The organism is Thermococcus nautili (genome assembly GCF_000585495.1).
Classification (GTDB): Archaea; Methanobacteriota_B; Thermococci; order Thermococcales; family Thermococcaceae; genus Thermococcus; species Thermococcus nautili.
Map to the genome: position 1 here is coordinate 417381 of NZ_CP007264.1, position 18299 is coordinate 435679.

Here is an 18299-nt window from a genome sequence, read left to right on the forward strand (position 1 = left end):
CTCCAAGGATTGTGCTGAGCCTGTTTCGAGATTTTCTACAGGGACTGGAGGTATTCAGCGGGTGTGGTTATTCTGCATTTGGGAATCTCGCCGTTTAGCCTAAGGATGTCTGAGTCCCACGTTAAAAGAGCATCAAGTCCCATTTCAATGCAGTTGGCCAGTATTATGGCGTCTCCGGGAAGGAGACCATAACTCTCAATGAGTCCCTCCGCCTCCCACAAAGTGTGTTCGCTTATAGGGGAGTAATTGAGAACCTCAAACAGCCTGAGAGCTGGCTTTAGAGCAGGTGATGATTTAACAACAAGCTCCGGCTTCTTTTTGAGTGTGAACGGCCTTTCACCGGTCTCATTTCGAATGATTAGGTACAAAACCTCGGAATAAACGATGTCGTTGTAATACGGCTCCGTGAGGGCGAGAAGCTCTGAGATATTCCACTCACCGAAAAGATGCTTCAGTATAACGTTAGAATCTATCATCACGCGGTCCATGCCTCATCGGCCTCGGCGATAAGCTCGTCGGCGTTTCTCTTCGGCTTGAGGGTCCCAAAGGTCTCGTTGGCAACCTTCAGCCTCTTTAGTGCTCGTTCTATAGCGAGCTTTGCGAGCCTTTCATCTACTCCGTCAGGTATTTTCACAACTATCTCACTCATATGTGGGAGTAATCTCCAGATGATAATAAACCTTTCGCGTGGAGTCTTGCCAAACGCCTGTTCACGAAACAAAACGAGAAACGGAATGGGCAAAACCAAAAAGAAAAGAAGTGGGGGGGTCACTTCTTTTCCTTTTTCTCGGCCTTGTGAAGTGGCCACCAGGCCTTCTCGCCGAAGAGGCTCATCATGGCCGGGCCGAGGAAGTACACGGCGAGCGTTGCCGTTATGAGCACTCCAGCGGCCAGCGCGAATCCTATCTCCCTCGTTCCCCAGGTCGAACTGGTCATCAGCGCCCCGTAGGTCGTCGCCAGCACCGCCGCGAGACCGATGACGACGAGGTCCATGCTTCCGGCAGCGACTATGAGGGCCTCCTTCGGCGAACGGCGCTCGAACTCATCGCGGGCTTTGACGAGGTAGAAGCTGTTGTAGTCTATGCCGACTCCCATGAGCACTACGAAGACCATCAGTGGCAGGAACCACATTATCTCCTGGCCAAAGACCTTCTGGAAGAGCCACGTGGATATCGCTATGCTGAGGAGCACTCCGGTGCCGATGGTGGCCATCGTCGAGATGACCGCTGGAATGCCCCTGAGCGTCGGTATGAGGGACAGGAACATCAGCACGAGCGCCACTGGGAAGATTCTGTGCCAGAATATGTTGTTGATGAGGTTGCTGAGGTCGAGGTCCAAAGCGGCTCCACCGCCGACCATGCCCTTGGCTATCTTTCCGCTGGATTCGTAGCCCTTCATGAGGTCCCTAATCCCCTCGACCATCTGGTGGGCGGGCTTCGTCGTGGCCTCGTACTTGCTGACGACCTCGATGAGCACCATGTTTCCAGTGGTCGAGATGTACTTGTCCCCGCCGATGGCCTTGAGCTCCTCAAGGCTCGCGTTGACCGGCTTTCCGAAGGGCTGGGTAACGGTGTAGACGTACTTGACACCGTCAATCTTCTCGATGTCCCTGACAATCTGGTTGATGGTCGCGAGGTCCTTATCGGTAACCGGGTGGTTGAACTTGATGAGGACGTAGGTTGCGCCCATGACATCAGCACCAAGCTTGCTCTGGCTCACCTTAAGGAAGTGGTAGGTCTCGCTGTCCTTCGGGAGGAAGAGCTTGACGTCGTGGGTTCCGTTGAAGTTGGCGAAGGCGTAAACGGCCGGCGCGAGCAGGAGCAGGAATATGAGTATGACCGCCTTGGCGTGCTTGATTGACCACTTGGCGATTCTGCTCTCCTCGTGCACGTTGGTCTCCTGAACGTGCCTGATGTGCCTCGGCCACCAGAATATCGGCTTGTCGCCTATGAGTGCCGTAATGGCGGGTATGAAGGTCAGGCTCGCGAGGAGGACGACTATGACCGCTATGGGCGCAATGATACCCATCTGCTTGAATATCGGGAACTCCCAGGCAAGTATGAAGCTCGCGAAGGCTATGATGTCCGTTGACGCGCTCGCGAGGACTGCATCCTTAGCCCTCTTCAAAGCCTCGCTCGCGGCCCTGTCGTGGTCGTAGCCTTCAGCCAGGTACTCCTTGAAGCGGTGCAGGTAGTAGGTCGAGTAGTCTATACCGAGACCTAACGCGGTCGTCACGGTAATCATCTGGGCCCAGCTTCCGACGTTGATGATGTCCCCCTTGGCGAGCAGGTAGAGAATTCCGAGGGCTGTTAGCGTTGCCGTTGCGACGCCGGTGAACGGCAGGAGCGTTGCGAGGAGGGCAACCCCGAGGATTATGAGGAGCACTATCAGCGCACCGATGAAGCTGAACTTGGTCGTCTTGTTGTTGTCCTCCTTACCGTAGTGTATCATCTCGTAGGTCTGAACCGGCGTTCCGCTGATGTAGGCCTTTGCATCTGGGAAGTACTTCTTCATCTCCTTCAGGAGGACTTCCTTCGCCTTGAGGGTGTTCTCGTACTGGAACTTGCTCTGCTCCTCGAGATTGGTCGTGTTGAGGCTCTTCGGAACCATCGTTATCAGCATCGTCGTGTTGTCCGGGCTCTTGAGCATGCCGATGTAGCTTTCAGCGAGGCTGTAGATGGACGGATAAATCTGCTCCTCTATCGGCTTAACGTCCTCCCTGGTTATCTTTTCTGGGTCGTCCCTGAACTGGAAGGCAATATCCACGAGCTCTTTGGCGTCTATGTTGAGCTCAACTCCGAGGTTTATCTCCTTCACGAACTTCTCGACGAGCTTCGCCGTCTTCTCCTTGACGAGGGCCTCGATATCGGAGTCGCTCATCGGATAGTTCTTCGCGACCGCGAGCATTATCTCCTTCAGCGTCTCCTTGACGTCCTCGGGGGCCGTCACGTTGGCGAGCTTCTCGTTGACGCCCTGCTCAAAGAGCTCGTAGGCTATCGTGTAGGCGTCCTTTCCGGCATAAATGTCGTCAACGACCTTTCCAATGTCTATCGGCGCGTTCCCGGCGAGGCTCGTGATAATCTCCTTGACGGCTTCCTTCACGCCGACTCCCCTGGCGAGCTCCTCAGGGTTCTTGACGACGGCGTTGACCATAACCGTGGCTACATTCTCGTTGCGGAGCTTCTCCGCGGTCTTCTGAATTAAGATTTCCTTCGCTATCGGCGCGACGTTTCCGTTTGAGTCGTAGACCTCGCTTATGACGCTCTCCGGAAGCTCAACGCCTTTCTCCTTCACGAGCTCGGTGAGCAGTGAAACCGTTGCCTTTTTCAGCGCCTCAGGGTTCTTCGCCAGAACGCCGGTTGCGTTGGCGTCGAAGGTAACGACCGTCTTCGCTATCGGCTTGGCTAACGGCTTCTGTTCTGCTGGAAGCTTCTCGGCCAGCGCCCCTGCGAGGAGGTTCTCCTCAAGCTCCCTGGTCGGACCGTAGATGAGGAGCGTCCTCAGTACCTCGTCGGCGTTGGGCATCTGGAGGAGCGGACTGCCGGCCATAAGAGCCTTCGCGACCTCGATTGTGGCGTCCTCAACGGCCAGAGCGCTCGGGTCCCTTCCGAGGCTTATCGAGACGTTGACGATGTAGGCGAGAGTCTTCGCGGGAACCTCACCGAAGCCCGGAACGGTGTAGCTACCACCGGCCATCTCGATGACCGCCGGTAGGTTCTTGAGAGCGTTGCTCGCTATCTCCTCAACGGGTTCTACCGCGTTCTCGCCAAGCTGAATGAGGGCGTAATCGCTTCCAGCCTGCTCGTCAAACGCAAGAACTCCCTGGTAGAACGCAACCGAGTAAGCCTCCGCGAGGTTCTTCTGCATCGGGTCGGCTATCTGGGTCAGAACCATAGCCTTCGTGACGTTGGCCAGGAACGCGTCGGTTATGGCCGTCGCCCCGTAAGCAGTGTAGGCAGGATAGGTCGCGTTGTAGACCGCGTAGACGAATTCAACCGGAACGCCGAGCTGAGTCGCTATCGCCTGTGCCGTCATTTCGCTGAGTCCGCTCTGGTAAGCTCCTGCCTGGACGAGGGCCCCGTAGGTTCCGAGGATGCCGAGGTAGGTCTTGGCGTAGCCGTCGCTCAGGTTGTAGAGGCCGAGGTTGAGGCTCGCTATCGTTGCGTTCAGCGTTCTCAACTGCTCGCTTGCATTGGTGAGGTTCTGGTGAAGCTCAACGTAGGCCAAATCCGTCTGGTTAAGCGCCTCCCTGAGGGCGAGGCTCTGGTTGTAGAGGGTCGTCAGGTTGGCTTCGAGCGCGAGATAAGCCCTTGCCAAATCTGGAACGGTTTCGTTGAGAACCTTTACCTGGTTGGTCAGGTTCTCAATCTGGATTAGCGTCATTCTGTAAGCCATGCTGGCGTTGAGGGCCGAGGTGTAGAGAATACCCGTGAGATTTGCGGTTGTCTTCGTGAGGTTGAGGGCTATCTCGTAGGACTTGTTGTGGAGCAGTTCAACGGCATCGTAGTAGGAGGTAAAGTTGCTCCCGTAGGGTTTCGCTTCTGCTTTAAAGCGCTCATAGGCTTCTTTAGCCTGGGGACTGTTAACGTTGATTCCCGTGATGATTATGTACGTCATGTTGTCGTTCTGGGAGAAGCCCGGAAAGTACTCGCTCATGTTGTTCTGAACCTCAACGCTCTCCACGTGCTTGGGCATGAACTGGCTCATGCTGTAGTTGGTGACATCGCTCAGCTTCATCGCCAGCGGCGTTGCGAGCACTATGACCACTATCCACACCGCGACGATGAGCTTTGCGTGCTTCACAATCCAGTCGTTCCACGCCATCGTTCATCACCTATGTTGCCCTTCAACACTTCTCTTTTAAACATGTCTATTTCCGACATGTCGTCACAGGGAATAGTTTATAAAGGTTTTTGGTCATCCACATGTCAGGGGTGGTTGCGACGGAGTTCGAGAGGAAAATCATAAAGGGCCTCTTCACGGTCCCTTTGAAGAACATAATCCTCGTCATCGTCGGATTAAAGGGAGAAACACACGGCTACGAGATACTCAAGGAGCTGGAGAAGTTCACGGTTGGAATCTGGAAACCGAGCCACAGCAACCTCTACACGCTCCTCAACAAGATGGTGGAGGAAGGTCTCCTAGAACCGAGGGAGGAGTACCGCGGTAAGGTGAGGCGCGTAAAGTACAGGCTCACAGACAAGGGGTGGGAGTACCTGAGGACGTCGAACGACTTAGCTTTGCGCTCGCTCTACACCGCGATAAGCTACCATGAGAGGCTCAAGAAAAAGATTGAGGAAATGGGTCGCGAGAGGAAAATTGACAAGGAAACATTGAGAGAGTACCTTGAGCTCCTCAGGCAGATTAGGGACCTTCTTGACGACGAAATTAAGGCCATAGAATCCAGGCTCGGATGAATCCAGATATCTTTGGCTTTTTGGCCTTTTCTGACTTTGTTACTCCGTACCTCTTCAGTTTCTTCGATTCATAATTGAGCCGACAAACCGATAAACTTTTATATACCTTCAGCACCAGTTAAGTACAGAAAATTGTACTACAAAAGTCTGTACCTGGTGGTAGCATGGACGAGCTAAAGGCCCAGCTTGAGGAACTGAGGAGGAAGCTGGCCCTGCTTGAGGAGAGCGTTGACCCCGTTGACGAGGTCATGCTCTCCATAAAGGAGAGGCTCAGGAAGAAGCTGAGCGACGGCCAGCTCCCGGAACTCGACGAGGAGAAGGCCGCGAGGACCCTCAAAGCTCTGGCAAACCCGGACAGGATTAGAATCCTCAAAATGCTATCCAAACGGCCGATGGGCTTCAAGGAGATTAAAGAGGCCCTCGGCGTTGAAAGTCCAACCGTTTCTCACCATCTCAAGCTCCTTCTCAAGACGAGAATGGTCAGGAAGGGCGACAAGTACGAAATCTCGCCCGACGGACGTTTGTTTTTGCGCCTGCTTGAAATCATAACCGCACTTGAGGAGGTGGAAGAATGAGCTATCCGTTTTATACTGAAGAAAGCCCGCGCTTCAAGGTCGCGGAGTACCTGAAGAAGATAACGGCCGTTCTGCTGATAGTCTGGCTCTTCAAAGGTTATCTCGGCCTTGAGCCCTACAACCGCTACCTCGTTTACTCGATAATCGCGCTGATATTCGCCTTCGAGCTGCTGAGCGTTGGCAAATGGGTTGGGGTGACCGTTACGGGAATCGTCTTCGCGCTCGCCAAGGGCTTCCTGTGGACGAGCGTTTTTCTCTACTTCGGCGGCTGGCTCGGTATGCCGGATGACCTGCACGACTTAGCTGGAAGGGCCTTTGCCTACGCCGTCGTCCTCTCAATAGCGGGACTGCTCATCGGAAAGGGCGAAGAAAAGCGGTTCACTTGGAAGGTCGAGAAGAAGACTTACGAGTTCAGCGGTGCTGAGTTCGGGGACGTGAGGCTGAAGGGACGCGGGAAGGCATATCCCATCAAGTTCGGGAACAGGCGGGTTGGCTGGGCCATAGACGGCGAGGTGGAGGTTAAGGCCGAGACACCCCTCGGGACTATAAAAAAGGCCCTCTCAAGCCCCGTCGTGGTCTGGGGTGAGCTGACCGTCGGGAAGAAGACGAAGGCGGATGAGGGCTTTGTCGCTGAAGTGAGCAGGCTAATCAACCCGGACAGGCTCTACAAGAACAAAAAGGGCTCAACGGCCGTGGACCTCGGCATCGTCAAGGTCTACGAGGGCGAGGACTTTGAGTATGTCAAGGTTCCCTTCGTGGAGGTCATCGAGACACCCCACGGAGAAGAAGTGAAGATAGGACCCTTCAGAATCCGCGATGGGAACCCTAGAAAGCCGAAGGAAATGCTCACCATCAGGGAGCTCCGCAACGGCTTCCAGCTCACCAAGGTCGGCGACCGGCTGAAGATAGAGACGGAGGAGTTCTCGATTGAGGTCGAAGGGGGTAGAGTCGTTTACAGGAGCGGAAACGAAACGCTCAGCCTCGGCGATGCCGTCTCGCTCCGCTCCGGAGATATCTCCGTCACCGTCGGCAAGGGGCGGGCGAAGATACGCATCGAGGACGTTGTAATCTCCGCCAGGGACGGGGTCGTCAAGATTAGGGCGGGCGGAAGGACCCACACCATAGAGAACGAGGAAGCCTACCGCCTCGTGGTTAGGAAGGCGAAGGAAATCGTTGAGGAGCAGAGCGCGGGCCTCATCGAGGGCTTCGGCGTTGACAGGACCATGCTCACGCGGCGCGTTAAGGAGCTCCTAGACGAGCTGATGAACTACGTGGGGTGAGGGTATGGAGCCGGAGAAGCGTCTCAATGGTGCCGAGGAGGCCCTCTTCGACTTCCAGCCCGGGCCTCTGGAGGGATGGCTGTGAGGTTTGAGAACGTCGAAAGGGTCTGGATGAAGCTCGTCGATGCAGATGTGGAGATACTACCTTCGCCCAACGGAGCGGTTCACATTGAAGCCGCCCCGGAATCGGCGTTTTCCCTGAAGGAACGCTCCGGGAAGCTCAGCATCCTTACATCCACGGAATGGAAGCTCAAAAATCTTCCAAGGAAAGACAAAGAGCGCGCCCGGCTAGTCATGAGGGTCCCAAAGGGCGTAGAAATAGCAGGGGGAATGAAGCGGACCTCTCTGCACGCTGAGGCGGTGAGCTTCGACTCCCTCGCGATTGGAGAAGCCACCGCGGAGCTCTCGGAATGTTCCGTCAGAGACCTCGCGGTCGGTCCTGCAAGGCTTAATGGCTCTCTCTACGTTTGGAAGAAGACGAAGATAGCTCTCTCCATGGGGAGCCTTGAGCTCAAGGTGCTTGAACTGGAGGCACCAATCGACGCCTCGGTCGTCATGGGCTCCCTCAGACTGTCCCTGCCCGAGGACTGCGATGCAACTGTGGAGGTCGCGGGAAACGCTGACGGGGTCATCCTGAATTCGGGACGGCTCCTCGGGAGTGGCGAGCACAGGATTCGGCTCTCAAGCGCGAAAGGTGTCGTTGTGGTTGATACTTGGGGTGAGTTCGATGATGTTTGAAAACGTCCGGGAAGTTGACCTGAAGGCCACGAACGGCCGGGTTGAGATTGAGGGCTGGGAAAACGACTACGTTGAGGTTAACTACACGACACACGGCGAGGTGGAGGTGATAATCGAGAACGAAAACGGGAAGCTCGTCATAAGGGAGGAGCCGAAGAGAAGGTTCCGGTTCGCGGGCGTCCTCAAAGCGGAGGAAGGCTGGGCCGAGATAGAGCTTAAAGTGCCAAAGGGCGTCCCGGTGAAGGCCAAAAACGTGAACGGGGAGATTATAGCTGAAGGCGTCCGCTTCACCGGCGTGACCACGGTGAACGGTGAGATAACGCTCAGAAACTGCGAGGCCGAGCTGATAAAGAGCGTGAACGGCGAGATAGAGGCTCACCTTCCCGTTGCCGGCCCTCTAGAGGTTTCCACTGTGAACGGGGACATAGAGGTGACCCTCGAAGAGCTCGACGGTGACGTCTCGGTGAGCTGTGTCAACGGCGACATAACGCTCCGCCTCACCGAGTTCTGCGACGCGAGGGTTGAGGCAAGGAAAGTGAACGGGGACGTGAAGCTCATCGGAATCCAGGACAGGGTCATCGGCACCGGGGACTTCATAATCCGGGTGAAGACCGTGAACGGCGACGTTCGGGTTGAGCTGATTTGATTCTTTAATTCCATAATTATCTAATCCTGCAATTCAATGATTGTTGATGGCAAGGGGGTTAGCGGACATGCTCGACTCGAGAATGGGCCGGAACTTCTGGCTCTACGCGGTGGGCAGGTGGATTTCGCGGGCCGGATGGGTGGTTCAGGATGTCGCGGTCCCACTCTACGTGCTCGATAAGACGGGAAGCGGGGCAATGATGAGCCTCTTCGTGATGGCCGAGCTGATTCCGGGTCTTGTAGTCAACCCGATTGCGGGCGTTGTGGGCGACCGCTACGACAGGAAGAAGCTCATGTACGGTCTCGATATAGCTAGGGGGATTCTGCTCTTCGCCGTTATCGCCTTCAACCTTCTCGGCATCTATCAGCTCCTCGCGGTTCAGGTGGTCATGAGCGTCATGGGGGCCTTCTTCTCGGCGGGCATAGTGGGAATGTTCCCGGATTTGGTGGAGAGGGAGCAGCTGGCGAGAGCGAACTCGATACTGCAGAGCGGGGGACAGGTCATCAGGATACTCGGCCCGATTCTTGGAGGTCTAATCTACGCCCTCGGCGGAATTAAGCTTGCAATCCTGATAAACGCGGTCAGCTTCTTCGGCTCCGGCCTCTTCGAAGTTCTAATTGACTACCGCCGGGAGACGCGGGAGCTTTCAAGCCTGCGCGAGGTCTGGTCGGAGATGCTTGACGGCTTCCGCTTCATAAAGGGCTCAAAGAACCTGATGGTCTTCGTGAGCTTTGGCGTCCTTCTCAACACGCTCCTCAACCCTGTCCTCGTCGTGGTCATTCCCTACCTCACGAGGGTCGAGCTCGGCCTCTCCTCCGTTCAGTTCGGGAGCGTCGAGACGGTTGCAACGCTCGGCGCCCTCGCTGGGAACCTGCTCATCGCTTTGAAGCTCGGCCAGCGGTCGGAGGGTATGCTCTTCAGGGCCCTGTTTACAGAGCTCGCCTGTCTCACCGCCCTCGCCTTCGTGACGCGCTCCATACTTGGTGAACTTGCGTATCCGGCCCTCCTCGTGACTATCTGCCTCATAGGGTTCTTCAACACCCTTGTGAACGTTCCGCTGTTCACAAAGCTCCAGAAGGCGGTCCCGGACGATTTTCGCTCCCGCTTTTTCACGGCCCTTGAGACTGTCATGATGGCGACTACGCCGCTCGGCATGGCCCTCGTCGGTCCCCTGCTCGACGCCGCGGGAGTAACGCCGGTGGTCCTCGCGCTCACGATTCCGAGCGTGCTCATAGCGTTATACTACTACCTCCGCTTCGGGAGAATCGTTATAAGCATCGGTTCGGAAAAGCTGGAGGTGGTACCGTGAGCCTCGGCAGGAACTTCTGGCTCTTCGCCATCGGCCGCTTTATTTCCCAGCTCGGCTGGGCAGTTCAGGACGTCGCTCTGCCGCTCTACGTGCTGGACAAAACGCACAGCGGCTCAATGATGACGCTCTTCATCTTGGCGGAGATAATCCCCTCAATAATTGTCATGCCCTTCGCCGGCGTCGTCGGCGACAGGTATAACAGAAAGTGGCTCATGGTCGGCTTCGACCTGCTCAGGGGAGTTCTTCTCTTCGGCGTCATAGCCTTCAACTTCCTCGGAATCTACCAGCTCCTGGCGGTTCAAATCGTGATGGCAATCCTCGGTTCCTTCTTCTCCGCGGGAACCGGGGCGATGTTCCCGGATTTGGTTGATAAGGAGCTCCTTGAAAAGGCCAACTCGACGGTCGCCTCTCTGACCATAATAGCGCGCCTCCTTGGGCCGGCCCTTGGCGGTTTAATCTATGGAATCGGCGGGATTAAGCTCGCGATGCTGATAAACGCGGTCAGTTTCTTCGGCTCGGGCCTGTTTGAGATGCTAATTCGCTATGAGTGGAAGGCGAAGCCGATTGAGGGGCTCGGCCAGGTATTGAGCGACATAAAGGAAGGCGTCCGCTTCATTTTCAGACACAGCTACCTTAAGACTCTGATGACCTTCGCGATATTCATGGGAATCTTCGGTGCGCCCTTCGGTGCCGTCTTGCTCCCCTACGCGATGAGGGAAGTGCTCAAGTTCACGAGCGTCCAGTTTGGCCTCATGGAGAGCTTCTTCATGGGCGGGGCCCTGCTCGGAAACATCCTCATAGCAGTTAAGTTCGGTAAGAACGCCGGAAGGTTCCTGTTCAGGGCGATGTTCATAAACGGCTTCGTCATGGTGGTCTTCATTTGGCTCATATCCCCTGCTTCTGGCCTGGGAAGGAACGAAGCCTTCGCCCTTTTGATGGCCGTTTCAATCATCATGGGAGTGGCCGAGGCCTTCATAGACATTCCGATACAGTCGAAGATTCAGCGTGCCGTCCCGAGCGAGGTTCGCGGCAGGGTCTTCTCTGCCCTCGGAATCCTCACGAGGATTGCCACGCCCCTCGGTCTCGTCCTCGTCGGTCCCCTCCTGAACATCTACCCCGCGTGGCTCGTGGCGTTTGGGATGTGGTTTGGCATGGCAGTCGTGGTGGTCTACTACTGGGTGAAATACCGGGATGTCCTTCTAAAAGACGTTGACGGGCCACCAGCGGCAGAAGTGGAGAATCCGAGGCCGTAAAACTTTTAAATACTTTTTGTAACTTTTGTTGACGAGCTCGTGGGGGTGGTAAAATGAGCGCGGTGGACCTCGTGATGGGTAAAATACTCACGGACATGCTGGAAATAGACGGGGTCATAGGGACGATAGTGGTCGACAAGGACGGCCTCGTCATCGAGTCGGCGATGAAGAAGAACCTCGACCGCGAGGCCATCGCCGGGGTCCTCCACGAGCTCGTTTCTGCCATAAAGCTGATGGGCGACCAGTTCGGGGCAGGAGAACTCAAGGAGGCCATTCTTGAGTTCAAGAACGCCAGGATGTTCACCAACCCGATAGGAAGCGACTACTACCTGATAGTCATCGGCGACGCCGACCTCAACCTCGGCAGGATGAAGCTTGAGCTCAGGAAGGTCCTCCCGAAGCTCGAGGAGATGCTCTACTGAGGTGGTCGCCATGCCCATCCGTCTCCTTTCCTTTTTGTGGAGGGAGAAACCGGAAATCTACGAGATGGTCATCACCCAGGACGGCCTCAGCCTTGAGGGCAACGAGAGGCTCGGGGCGCACATAGAGGACGTTCTCCACTACATCGAGAAGAAGGCTGGAGAGCTGGGCCTTGAGGGGAGCGTAGAGGTCTTCATCCGCAACGGGAAGAAGGTGATAGCGATAAAGCGAATCGGCGGGCTCGGAGTTGCCGTCGTCAGCCCGAGCCTTGAAGAGGCCGAGAAGGCATTGAAAGACGTGGAAAGCAGGGCAAACGAACTCCTCAGCGACCGCTACGAGGAGGCAATGGAGGAGTACCGGCGCTCTATTTGACCTCCTTCAGCTTCCCCTCGCGCTTTTCTATGAGCCTCGCCATCACGAAGAGCAGGTCACTGAGCCTGTTGAGGTAGACGAGTGCCTTCTCCCCTATGCCGACCTCAAGGTAGAGCTTCGCGACCTTCCGCTCTGCCCTTCGCGCTATAGTCCTGCAGACGTCGAGCTTCGCACTTGCAATCGTTGAGCCCGGCAGGACGAAGGCCCTGAGCTGGAGCTCGTCCTCGTACTTCCTCGTTAGCTCCTCAAGCCAGCGAATCTCATTATCCCCGACCTTCACGTACTTTCCCTTGCTCGCGAGTTCTGCCATCAGGTCGTAGAGCTGGACTTGAACCCTCTCAAGAATTCCGGCCATTTCGTCCGGCACGTAGTGCTTTGCCTCGCCGATGAAGCTGTCGAGTTCGTCAATCGTTCCGTTGGCTTCCATTATCGGGGAGTTTTTGGCGACTCTTTCGCCCGTGAAGAGGCCGGTTAAACCTTTATCGCCAGTCTTGGTGGTTATCGGCATTCGCATCACCAGCGTTTTTAACATCTCCATGTTTATTAGGCTTCCGGAAAGCTTTTTAGGGTGACCGTGAAAGAACTGCGGGTGATGCTATGAAGCGCCTGGCGGTTGCAATCGTATTACTATTCTTGGTAGGGCTGATTCCGACGTCGTTTTCTGTCGGGGCAAGCACTACCCACGTTACAAAGACCGTTTCAATAGAACCGACCGATGATACGTGGATAGCGGAAAGCGGTTACGTGGACTACAAAACTTACAGACTCGCCGTCGGTACCTATTATGGCAAGGAGGAGAGAGCCTACCTTAAGTTCAACCTCAACGGGGTCATCCCCAAGGGCGCCGTTATAGTCAGCGCAACCCTCTGGTTGCACGCTTATAACCACTACGGTTACCGCACCCATAACATCTCTGTCTACGGCGTCCTCGATGACAACTGGAGCGAGGATACCCTTAGGTGGTACAATCAGCCCACCGATGCCGTCGGTCCCCTCGACTGGAGAGTCATCTCGCTTCCGGACGGCAACGTCAACGCCGATTTCACCTGGAACGTTACCGAGTTCGTCAGGGAGCAGTTTGAGACCGATGGCGTCGTCAGCTTCTACCTCCACTCGAACCTCAGCCACGTGGACGTCAAGGACTACATATACTTCACCTCCAAGGACAGCAAGTACATTGACGAGCACCCCAAGCTTATAATCGAGTACTACGTTCCCGTCGCCGTTAAGTCCCTCGAAATAAACGAGCCCCTCTACTCTGGAATCCCGGGCAAGGTTTATGTCAGCATTACCAACAGCGGAGACGCGGAGACCAACGTCACCTTCTACCTCAAGATAAACGGCGTTCCGCTCTACACCGAGAACATAACCCTCGGACCCAAGAGCACCGAGACCCTTGAGAAGACCTGGATTCCGATGGCCAAAGGAGAATACAACGTCACCGCAGAGGTCGTCGGCGATGGAATCAACGACTTCATCACCAAGCAGGTTCAGGTTTACGTTAACCCCTACAGGCTGTTCTACGGCCTCACATACCTCTACGAGAACGGCTACAACAGGATTGCACCCCAGCTCGATGAGCTCTACGAGAACCTGACCGCCACCGTTCAGGAGCTCCAGAAGTGCGGTGTGAACCTCGGCGACCTCTCCGACGACGTCAAGTGGATTGAGACCAACTACAACCTCACCAAGGCCGAGTACGCTAAGTTCCTTGAGATGAAGAACAGAACGGCGCTCTTCCTTTCGGGGAACAGGCTTTACACGTACTCCGTCATGGTTCACATAAGGAAGGCCCGCTTCCTTGCGCAGGACGTTGTTGAGAGAATCGAAAAGGTTCTCCCAATACTCCAAGAGACGCTCGTCAAGGTCGAGCCCCTCTGCCACCCGCCGGTGAACGAGACCAACCAGACCCAGACGAACCAGACGGCCGGAAACGTGACCGCGCCCTCGAACGGAACCGTGACAAACCAGACGATGGCCAACTACACGATTCACATCACCAAGGCCCTCATAGACCTCTCGCACGGCCAGTACTACTTCACCAAATACGGCTTCACCGGCCTCCAGGAGAACATCGAGAACCTCGGCTGGGAGGTTAACGTCACTTACGCCCCGCTCACCTACGACGAGCTGAAGAAGTACGACGTCGTCATACTCACCAACCCCAAGACGAAGCTGAGCGACGAGGAGATAAGCGCCCTCAGAAAGTACGTTGAGGAGGGAGGAGCACTCTTCGTGGCCGGTGACTGGTACAAGTACCTCAGCGAGGGCCTCAACGTACTCCTCGAAGGCACCGGCGTCCAGTTCGAGAAGACCGAACTCATGGACGATGACAGGAACAGTGGAAAGCCCTACTATCCGTTCATCGGAATCTACAACAGGAACTGCGCCATCACCAAGTACATCCCCGAGAACTGGACGATGTACTACAACGGCGACACCCTCAAGATTACCGGCGACGCGAAGTGGGTAATTAGGGGCTACGAGAGCGCCTACGCAGTTGACGCCGAGGGCAACACCGTCTACGAGAAGGGAAGCGAGCCCGTCGTTGCCGCGGCGGTAACCTTCGGAAAGGGCAGGATAGTCGTCTACGGCTCAAGCAAGGCCCTGAGTGACGCCTACTACAGCAAGTACATCAAGAGCAACTGGCCCTTCATCAAGGGCGCTCTCCTCTGGCTCGTCGGTGAGGAGAGCTGATTTCCTTCCTTTTCTTAAATTTCCCTCGGCGGGACGAGAATCCCGAGTTCCGTTATTATGCCCCGGATGTATTTCCAGGGCGTGATGTCGAAGAGGAAGTTCCTCACGCGGTAGCCCTGCCTTGCGTAAGGTCTCTCGAGTATTTCAACCTCGTCGCTCTTGAGTTCTGGGTGGAGCTTGAAGCTCTCGGTTGCAACGTAGAAGGGAACGCCGTTGTCGTGGCACGCAAGAGCGAGGAGGTAGGTGCCGGCTTTGTTCACAACCGCCCCATCGCGCGTTACGTTGTCCGCTCCCACAAGGGCTATCGTGGCGTTCCGGGCGAAGAGGCCGAGCTGAGCATCGGTTATGACCTCGAAGCGGATTCCTTCCCGTTCGAGGGCGCTCGCCAGCGCTATTCCCTCATAGTCCGGGGCGCTCTCGGTGAGGATTACCTTGAAGTTCGCCCCCTTGGCCTTTGCTGTCCTGAGTATCTCAAAGACCGCCGACGAGAAGGAGTGTGTTATAACCGTGTCGCCGTCCTCTATGAGCTCGCTTCCGATGTTGCCGATTGTCTTCTTCGCCTCGTCAATCAGACGGAGGAACTCTTCCGCCCGGGACTTGACGAGAAGGGGGTTGTCCGTTACGGGAATGAAGCGCGAGAGGTTGTAGAGCGAAGCCATCGTTGGGTTTATCCTTGGAAGCTCGTGCCTGAGCTCGATGAGGGCCTTCCTCAGCTCGTCGCCCTCAAGAAGGTCTGCCAGAATCAGGTAAGCTTCCGCTCCCCGTCTGGCCATCCAGCTTGCACCGCGTATCCTCTCGGCGCGGAGTTCTTCAAGAACGGATTTGACCTCGGGGGGAAGCATTTCGAACCCTCACGGCACGGTTCTGTCGGGGTGAACCACCATGCCGGTCTCGGTTATCTCGTAGGGTCTTATGACGTTGTCGAAGCCGCTTCCGCGGAACTTGGTGACCTTGATGGCCCTCATCAGCTTTCCATCGCGCTCGAGGAGTTTCATCTCGATGACACCGCTCACAAGGTACTCCTCGATGTCGGTCCTCTCGAGTTCAGACGTTATGAGAACCGTTACCTTGAGACGCATCATGCTCTTGACGAACGTCAGAAACGCCCTGCGGTAGTCAATCTCGTCCTTTGTGGCCAGCTTGAGCATCGTTATCGGGTCAACGACCACCCTCGAGTAGCGCCTGACCCTGAACTGCTCCTTTATTGATTCGGTGAGCTTGTTGAGGTTCTTGGCGAAGGTCTCGAAGAAGTCTTCAACCAAAACGTAGTGCTCGGTTGTTGGGGTAGCGTCAATTAGGGTGAAATCCTCGTGGTAAACGTCGAAGCCCATCCTCCCGAAGTCCTCTCTTATGTTCTCGGCGGGCTCTTCAAGGGTTATATACAGTACACTCTCCCCGTTTGCAACCCCCGCCATCGCAAAGTGCATGGCCAGGGTCGTCTTTCCGGTTCCGGGCGAACCCTTGACGAGGTAAACCCTTCCGGGAATCAATCCACCGTGAAGCATTACGTCAAGCCCAGGGACCCCGGTTGAAATCCTTCCTGCGACCATCGCCTCTCAGCCATAACTTTTAACGACGTTCCCAATATAAGCTTATCTCTTCCCGTGGACACCGAATACCCTTCGAAAGAACTTTGAAAAAGGGAAGGGACGGGAAAGTCCCAACTAACCTCGGTGGGAATCACGAAAGCGCCTTTAGGACGAAGGCGAGCAAATCGGCAAGCTCCCTCGCCCTCGTCTCAGGTGAAGCACCCATGTGCCCGCTCTTTGTCTCGACGCGGAGATAAACCGGTGCTCCTACCTCTTTCAGCTTCAGGAAGAACTTTATTGCATGGGCCGGGTGCACGCGGTCGTCGTGGAGGCCAGTGTAGATGAGCGTCGGCGGGTATTCTGCCGGCCTGACGTTGTGGTATGGAGAGTATCTCAGCAGGAACTCCCTGTCCCTCGGGTCGTCGGGGTTGCCGTACTCCGGAATCCAGACGCTACCGATGTAGAGTTTGTGGAAGCGCATCATGTCTATGACGGGGTAGCCTATCAGCGCCGAGTCCATTACGTCCGGCCTCTGGACGAGGGTTGCCGAGACCAGAAGACCGCCGTTGCTCCTGCCCCACGCCGCTACCCTGTATCCTTCGCCCTTCAGCTTCTCAAGGACGGCTATGAAGTCGTCGAAGACGTTCTGCTTATTTTCTCTCATCCCAGCCCTGTGCCACTCCTCGCCGTACTCGCTTCCGCCGCGCAGGTTGGCCATTCCGAAGGTTCCCCCGCGCTTTATGAAGGGAATCGCCTGCGGGAAAAAGCGTGGCGTCAGCGAGATGTTGAAGCCACCGTATCCGAAGACCCAGGCTTTCTTCTCGTCCCTCTCGCCCTTAACAAGGAAGTAGTGAACCCTCGTCCCATCCTTCGAGACCGCGAAGTCCTCTTCGACCCTGAAGTTCCCCTCGATTTCTTGTCCCTCGACGAGCTTGAGCTCTCCGTCGAACTCGTAGAGCCTGTAGGGAACGGTGAAGCTCTCGTAGCGGAGCAAAACCTTCTTTCCGTCGGCGTCGAGCGGGTAAACGCTCCCAGGGAGGTCGAAGGTCATCTCGTCGAGCTTTTCTCCGTCGAGCGAGTAAACCTCAAGCCTGTGGCTCGCGTGCACGAGCCTGCCCGCGAGGATTTTGTCCCCAACTAAGACGGCCCACTCAAGGGGGAACTCGCCCTCGGGAATTACCTCCTCGACTTTTCCGTCCTTGACCGCGATGAGCTTTCCCAATCCTTTCCCTTCCCTCGTCAGGAGGTAGAGCTTTCCGTTGATTACGTCAATCGGTTCAACCGGAACGTCCGCCGAGTAAACCTTCTCCCACTTCTCGGGCTCGTCTATCGGGCCGGCGTAGATTTCCGCACTGTTCCAGCCGAAGGTAACGGTAACCATCGCCCACTTTCCGTCGGTGCTCTTCCTCAGCGAAATGAAGTAGCCGGAGCCGAGGCCCTCTCCAAAGACCATCTTCTCCCCGTTTGCATCCTTTCGGAAGAACCTCTCGGCCGGCGCTTTAACTCCGTCAGGCGTTTCCCCGTGCCTGTAGAAGCGGGCGAAGTAGTAGCCGTCTTCAAGGAAGGTGACGTTCCACACCGACGGCCTGAACTCCTCGATTAGCTCGCCGGTTTCGAGGTCGACGATTCTCGTTATTCCCTCGTCGGCACCGCCTATCGAGAAGCTGTAGGCCAGAAACCTGCCCTTTCCGTCCGCAGTGAATCCCTGAAGGAGAACCTCATCGTTAAGCTCCTTTTCAAGCTCCTTCGAGTCAACTATATCCTCTCCGCCGAGCCACCTGATAATTTGCCTGTCCCTCTCGCGGTACATCGCTATAACGCCCTTCTCCGTCAGCTTCGCACCTGTTAAGACTGGAATCGAGTAGTACTCCCAGACCTCGGGAAAGAGTTCGTCGCTCAGCTCTCCTATGAACTCTCTAAACCTCCTGTTCTCCTCCTCGACGAGCTTTAGAACGCGCTCGTCCTTCAGGTTCTCGGCCCAGATGTAGGGGTCTTCCATGAAAATCACCGTCTTAACGTTCGGCCCGGGCCATAAAAATCTTTCGTTGTTCCAAGTAAGGAAC

At 55.9% G+C, this 18299-nt stretch carries 17 protein-coding genes; 10 read left to right on the forward strand and 7 right to left on the reverse strand.

What is annotated here, in order from left to right; translation table 11 throughout:
- Positions 1 to 35 precede the first annotated feature (35 nt).
- From BD01_RS02370 to BD01_RS02375, 3 genes are all read right to left on the reverse strand, one after another.
- Positions 36 to 488: a type II toxin-antitoxin system VapC family toxin gene (locus BD01_RS02370; protein WP_051482152.1), complete on the reverse strand. Its 453-nt coding sequence runs from the start codon at positions 486 to 488 to the stop codon at positions 36 to 38.
- Positions 476 to 649, reverse strand: coding sequence for a hypothetical protein (locus tag BD01_RS11210; RefSeq protein WP_156927373.1), 174 nt, complete (start codon positions 647 to 649; stop codon positions 476 to 478). The genes BD01_RS02370 and BD01_RS11210 overlap by 13 nt, the downstream gene beginning before the upstream one ends.
- Positions 650 to 768: 119 nt before the next feature.
- Entirely contained in the window at positions 769 to 4824 is a 4056-nt protein-coding gene (locus BD01_RS02375) for an MMPL family transporter (RefSeq protein WP_042689545.1), read from the reverse strand.
- Between the two features lie 101 nt (positions 4825 to 4925).
- Here BD01_RS02375 and BD01_RS02380 point away from each other — a divergent pair, with 101 nt between their 5' ends.
- The 9 genes from BD01_RS02380 (at position 4926) to BD01_RS02420 (ending at position 12010) form a co-directional block, all read left to right on the forward strand.
- Positions 4926 to 5417: a PadR family transcriptional regulator gene (locus BD01_RS02380; protein ID WP_042689548.1), complete on the forward strand. Its 492-nt coding sequence runs from the start codon at positions 4926 to 4928 to the stop codon at positions 5415 to 5417.
- A 164-nt stretch (positions 5418 to 5581) separates the two neighbouring features.
- Positions 5582 to 5992: an ArsR/SmtB family transcription factor gene (locus tag BD01_RS02385; protein WP_042689551.1), complete on the forward strand. Its 411-nt coding sequence runs from the start codon at positions 5582 to 5584 to the stop codon at positions 5990 to 5992.
- A complete protein-coding gene (locus BD01_RS02390; RefSeq protein WP_042689554.1) occupies positions 5989 to 7272 on the forward strand; it encodes a hypothetical protein in 1284 nt (427 codons plus the stop codon). Before BD01_RS02385 ends, BD01_RS02390 begins: the two co-directional genes overlap by 4 nt.
- A gap of 81 nt (positions 7273 to 7353) precedes the next feature.
- Complete coding sequence (locus BD01_RS02395) at positions 7354 to 8010, forward strand: DUF4097 family beta strand repeat-containing protein (RefSeq protein ID WP_042689557.1); 657 nt, start codon at positions 7354 to 7356, stop codon at positions 8008 to 8010.
- The gene (locus BD01_RS02400; RefSeq protein ID WP_042689560.1) at positions 8000 to 8656 is read left to right on the forward strand and encodes a DUF4097 family beta strand repeat-containing protein; all 657 of its coding nucleotides are present in this window, start codon (positions 8000 to 8002) and stop codon (positions 8654 to 8656) included. Before BD01_RS02395 ends, BD01_RS02400 begins: the two co-directional genes overlap by 11 nt.
- Before the next feature lie 67 nt (positions 8657 to 8723).
- The gene (locus tag BD01_RS02405; RefSeq protein ID WP_042689563.1) at positions 8724 to 9965 is read left to right on the forward strand and encodes an MFS transporter; all 1242 of its coding nucleotides are present in this window, start codon (positions 8724 to 8726) and stop codon (positions 9963 to 9965) included.
- On the forward strand, positions 9962 to 11218 hold the full coding sequence (locus BD01_RS02410) for an MFS transporter (RefSeq protein ID WP_042689566.1): 1257 nt from the start codon (positions 9962 to 9964) through the stop codon (positions 11216 to 11218). The genes BD01_RS02405 and BD01_RS02410 overlap by 4 nt, the downstream gene beginning before the upstream one ends.
- Positions 11219 to 11271: 53 nt before the next feature.
- Complete coding sequence (locus tag BD01_RS02415) at positions 11272 to 11640, forward strand: roadblock/LC7 domain-containing protein (protein WP_042689568.1); 369 nt, start codon at positions 11272 to 11274, stop codon at positions 11638 to 11640.
- 10 nt (positions 11641 to 11650) lie between these two features.
- The gene (locus tag BD01_RS02420) at positions 11651 to 12010 is read left to right on the forward strand and encodes a hypothetical protein (RefSeq protein ID WP_042689570.1); all 360 of its coding nucleotides are present in this window, start codon (positions 11651 to 11653) and stop codon (positions 12008 to 12010) included.
- Here BD01_RS02420 and BD01_RS02425 read toward each other — a convergent pair.
- Positions 12003 to 12518 carry a cob(I)yrinic acid a,c-diamide adenosyltransferase gene (locus BD01_RS02425; RefSeq protein WP_042689573.1) on the reverse strand — a complete coding sequence of 172 codons (516 nt, stop codon included), beginning with the start codon at positions 12516 to 12518 and terminating at the stop codon, positions 12003 to 12005. The two genes, BD01_RS02420 and BD01_RS02425, sit on opposite strands and share 8 nt — an antisense overlap.
- Before the next feature lie 89 nt (positions 12519 to 12607).
- Between BD01_RS02425 and BD01_RS02430 the strand changes: the two genes are divergently transcribed.
- Positions 12608 to 14707: a DUF4350 domain-containing protein gene (locus BD01_RS02430; RefSeq protein ID WP_051482153.1), complete on the forward strand. Its 2100-nt coding sequence runs from the start codon at positions 12608 to 12610 to the stop codon at positions 14705 to 14707.
- A gap of 14 nt (positions 14708 to 14721) precedes the next feature.
- On the opposite strand, the gene BD01_RS02435 is transcribed toward BD01_RS02430, so the two are convergent.
- The 3 genes from BD01_RS02435 to BD01_RS02445 all read right to left on the reverse strand — a co-directional run bounded on the left by BD01_RS02435 (position 14722) and on the right by BD01_RS02445 (position 18235).
- Positions 14722 to 15549, reverse strand: coding sequence for a translation initiation factor eIF-2B alpha/beta/delta subunit family protein (locus tag BD01_RS02435; RefSeq protein ID WP_042689575.1), 828 nt, complete (start codon positions 15547 to 15549; stop codon positions 14722 to 14724).
- Positions 15550 to 15558: 9 nt separating this feature from the next.
- Positions 15559 to 16257: an RAD55 family ATPase gene (locus BD01_RS02440; protein ID WP_042689578.1), complete on the reverse strand. Its 699-nt coding sequence runs from the start codon at positions 16255 to 16257 to the stop codon at positions 15559 to 15561.
- A gap of 130 nt (positions 16258 to 16387) precedes the next feature.
- Positions 16388 to 18235: a prolyl oligopeptidase family serine peptidase gene (locus tag BD01_RS02445; protein WP_042689580.1), complete on the reverse strand. Its 1848-nt coding sequence runs from the start codon at positions 18233 to 18235 to the stop codon at positions 16388 to 16390.
- Between the last annotated feature and the right edge of the window lie 64 nt (positions 18236 to 18299).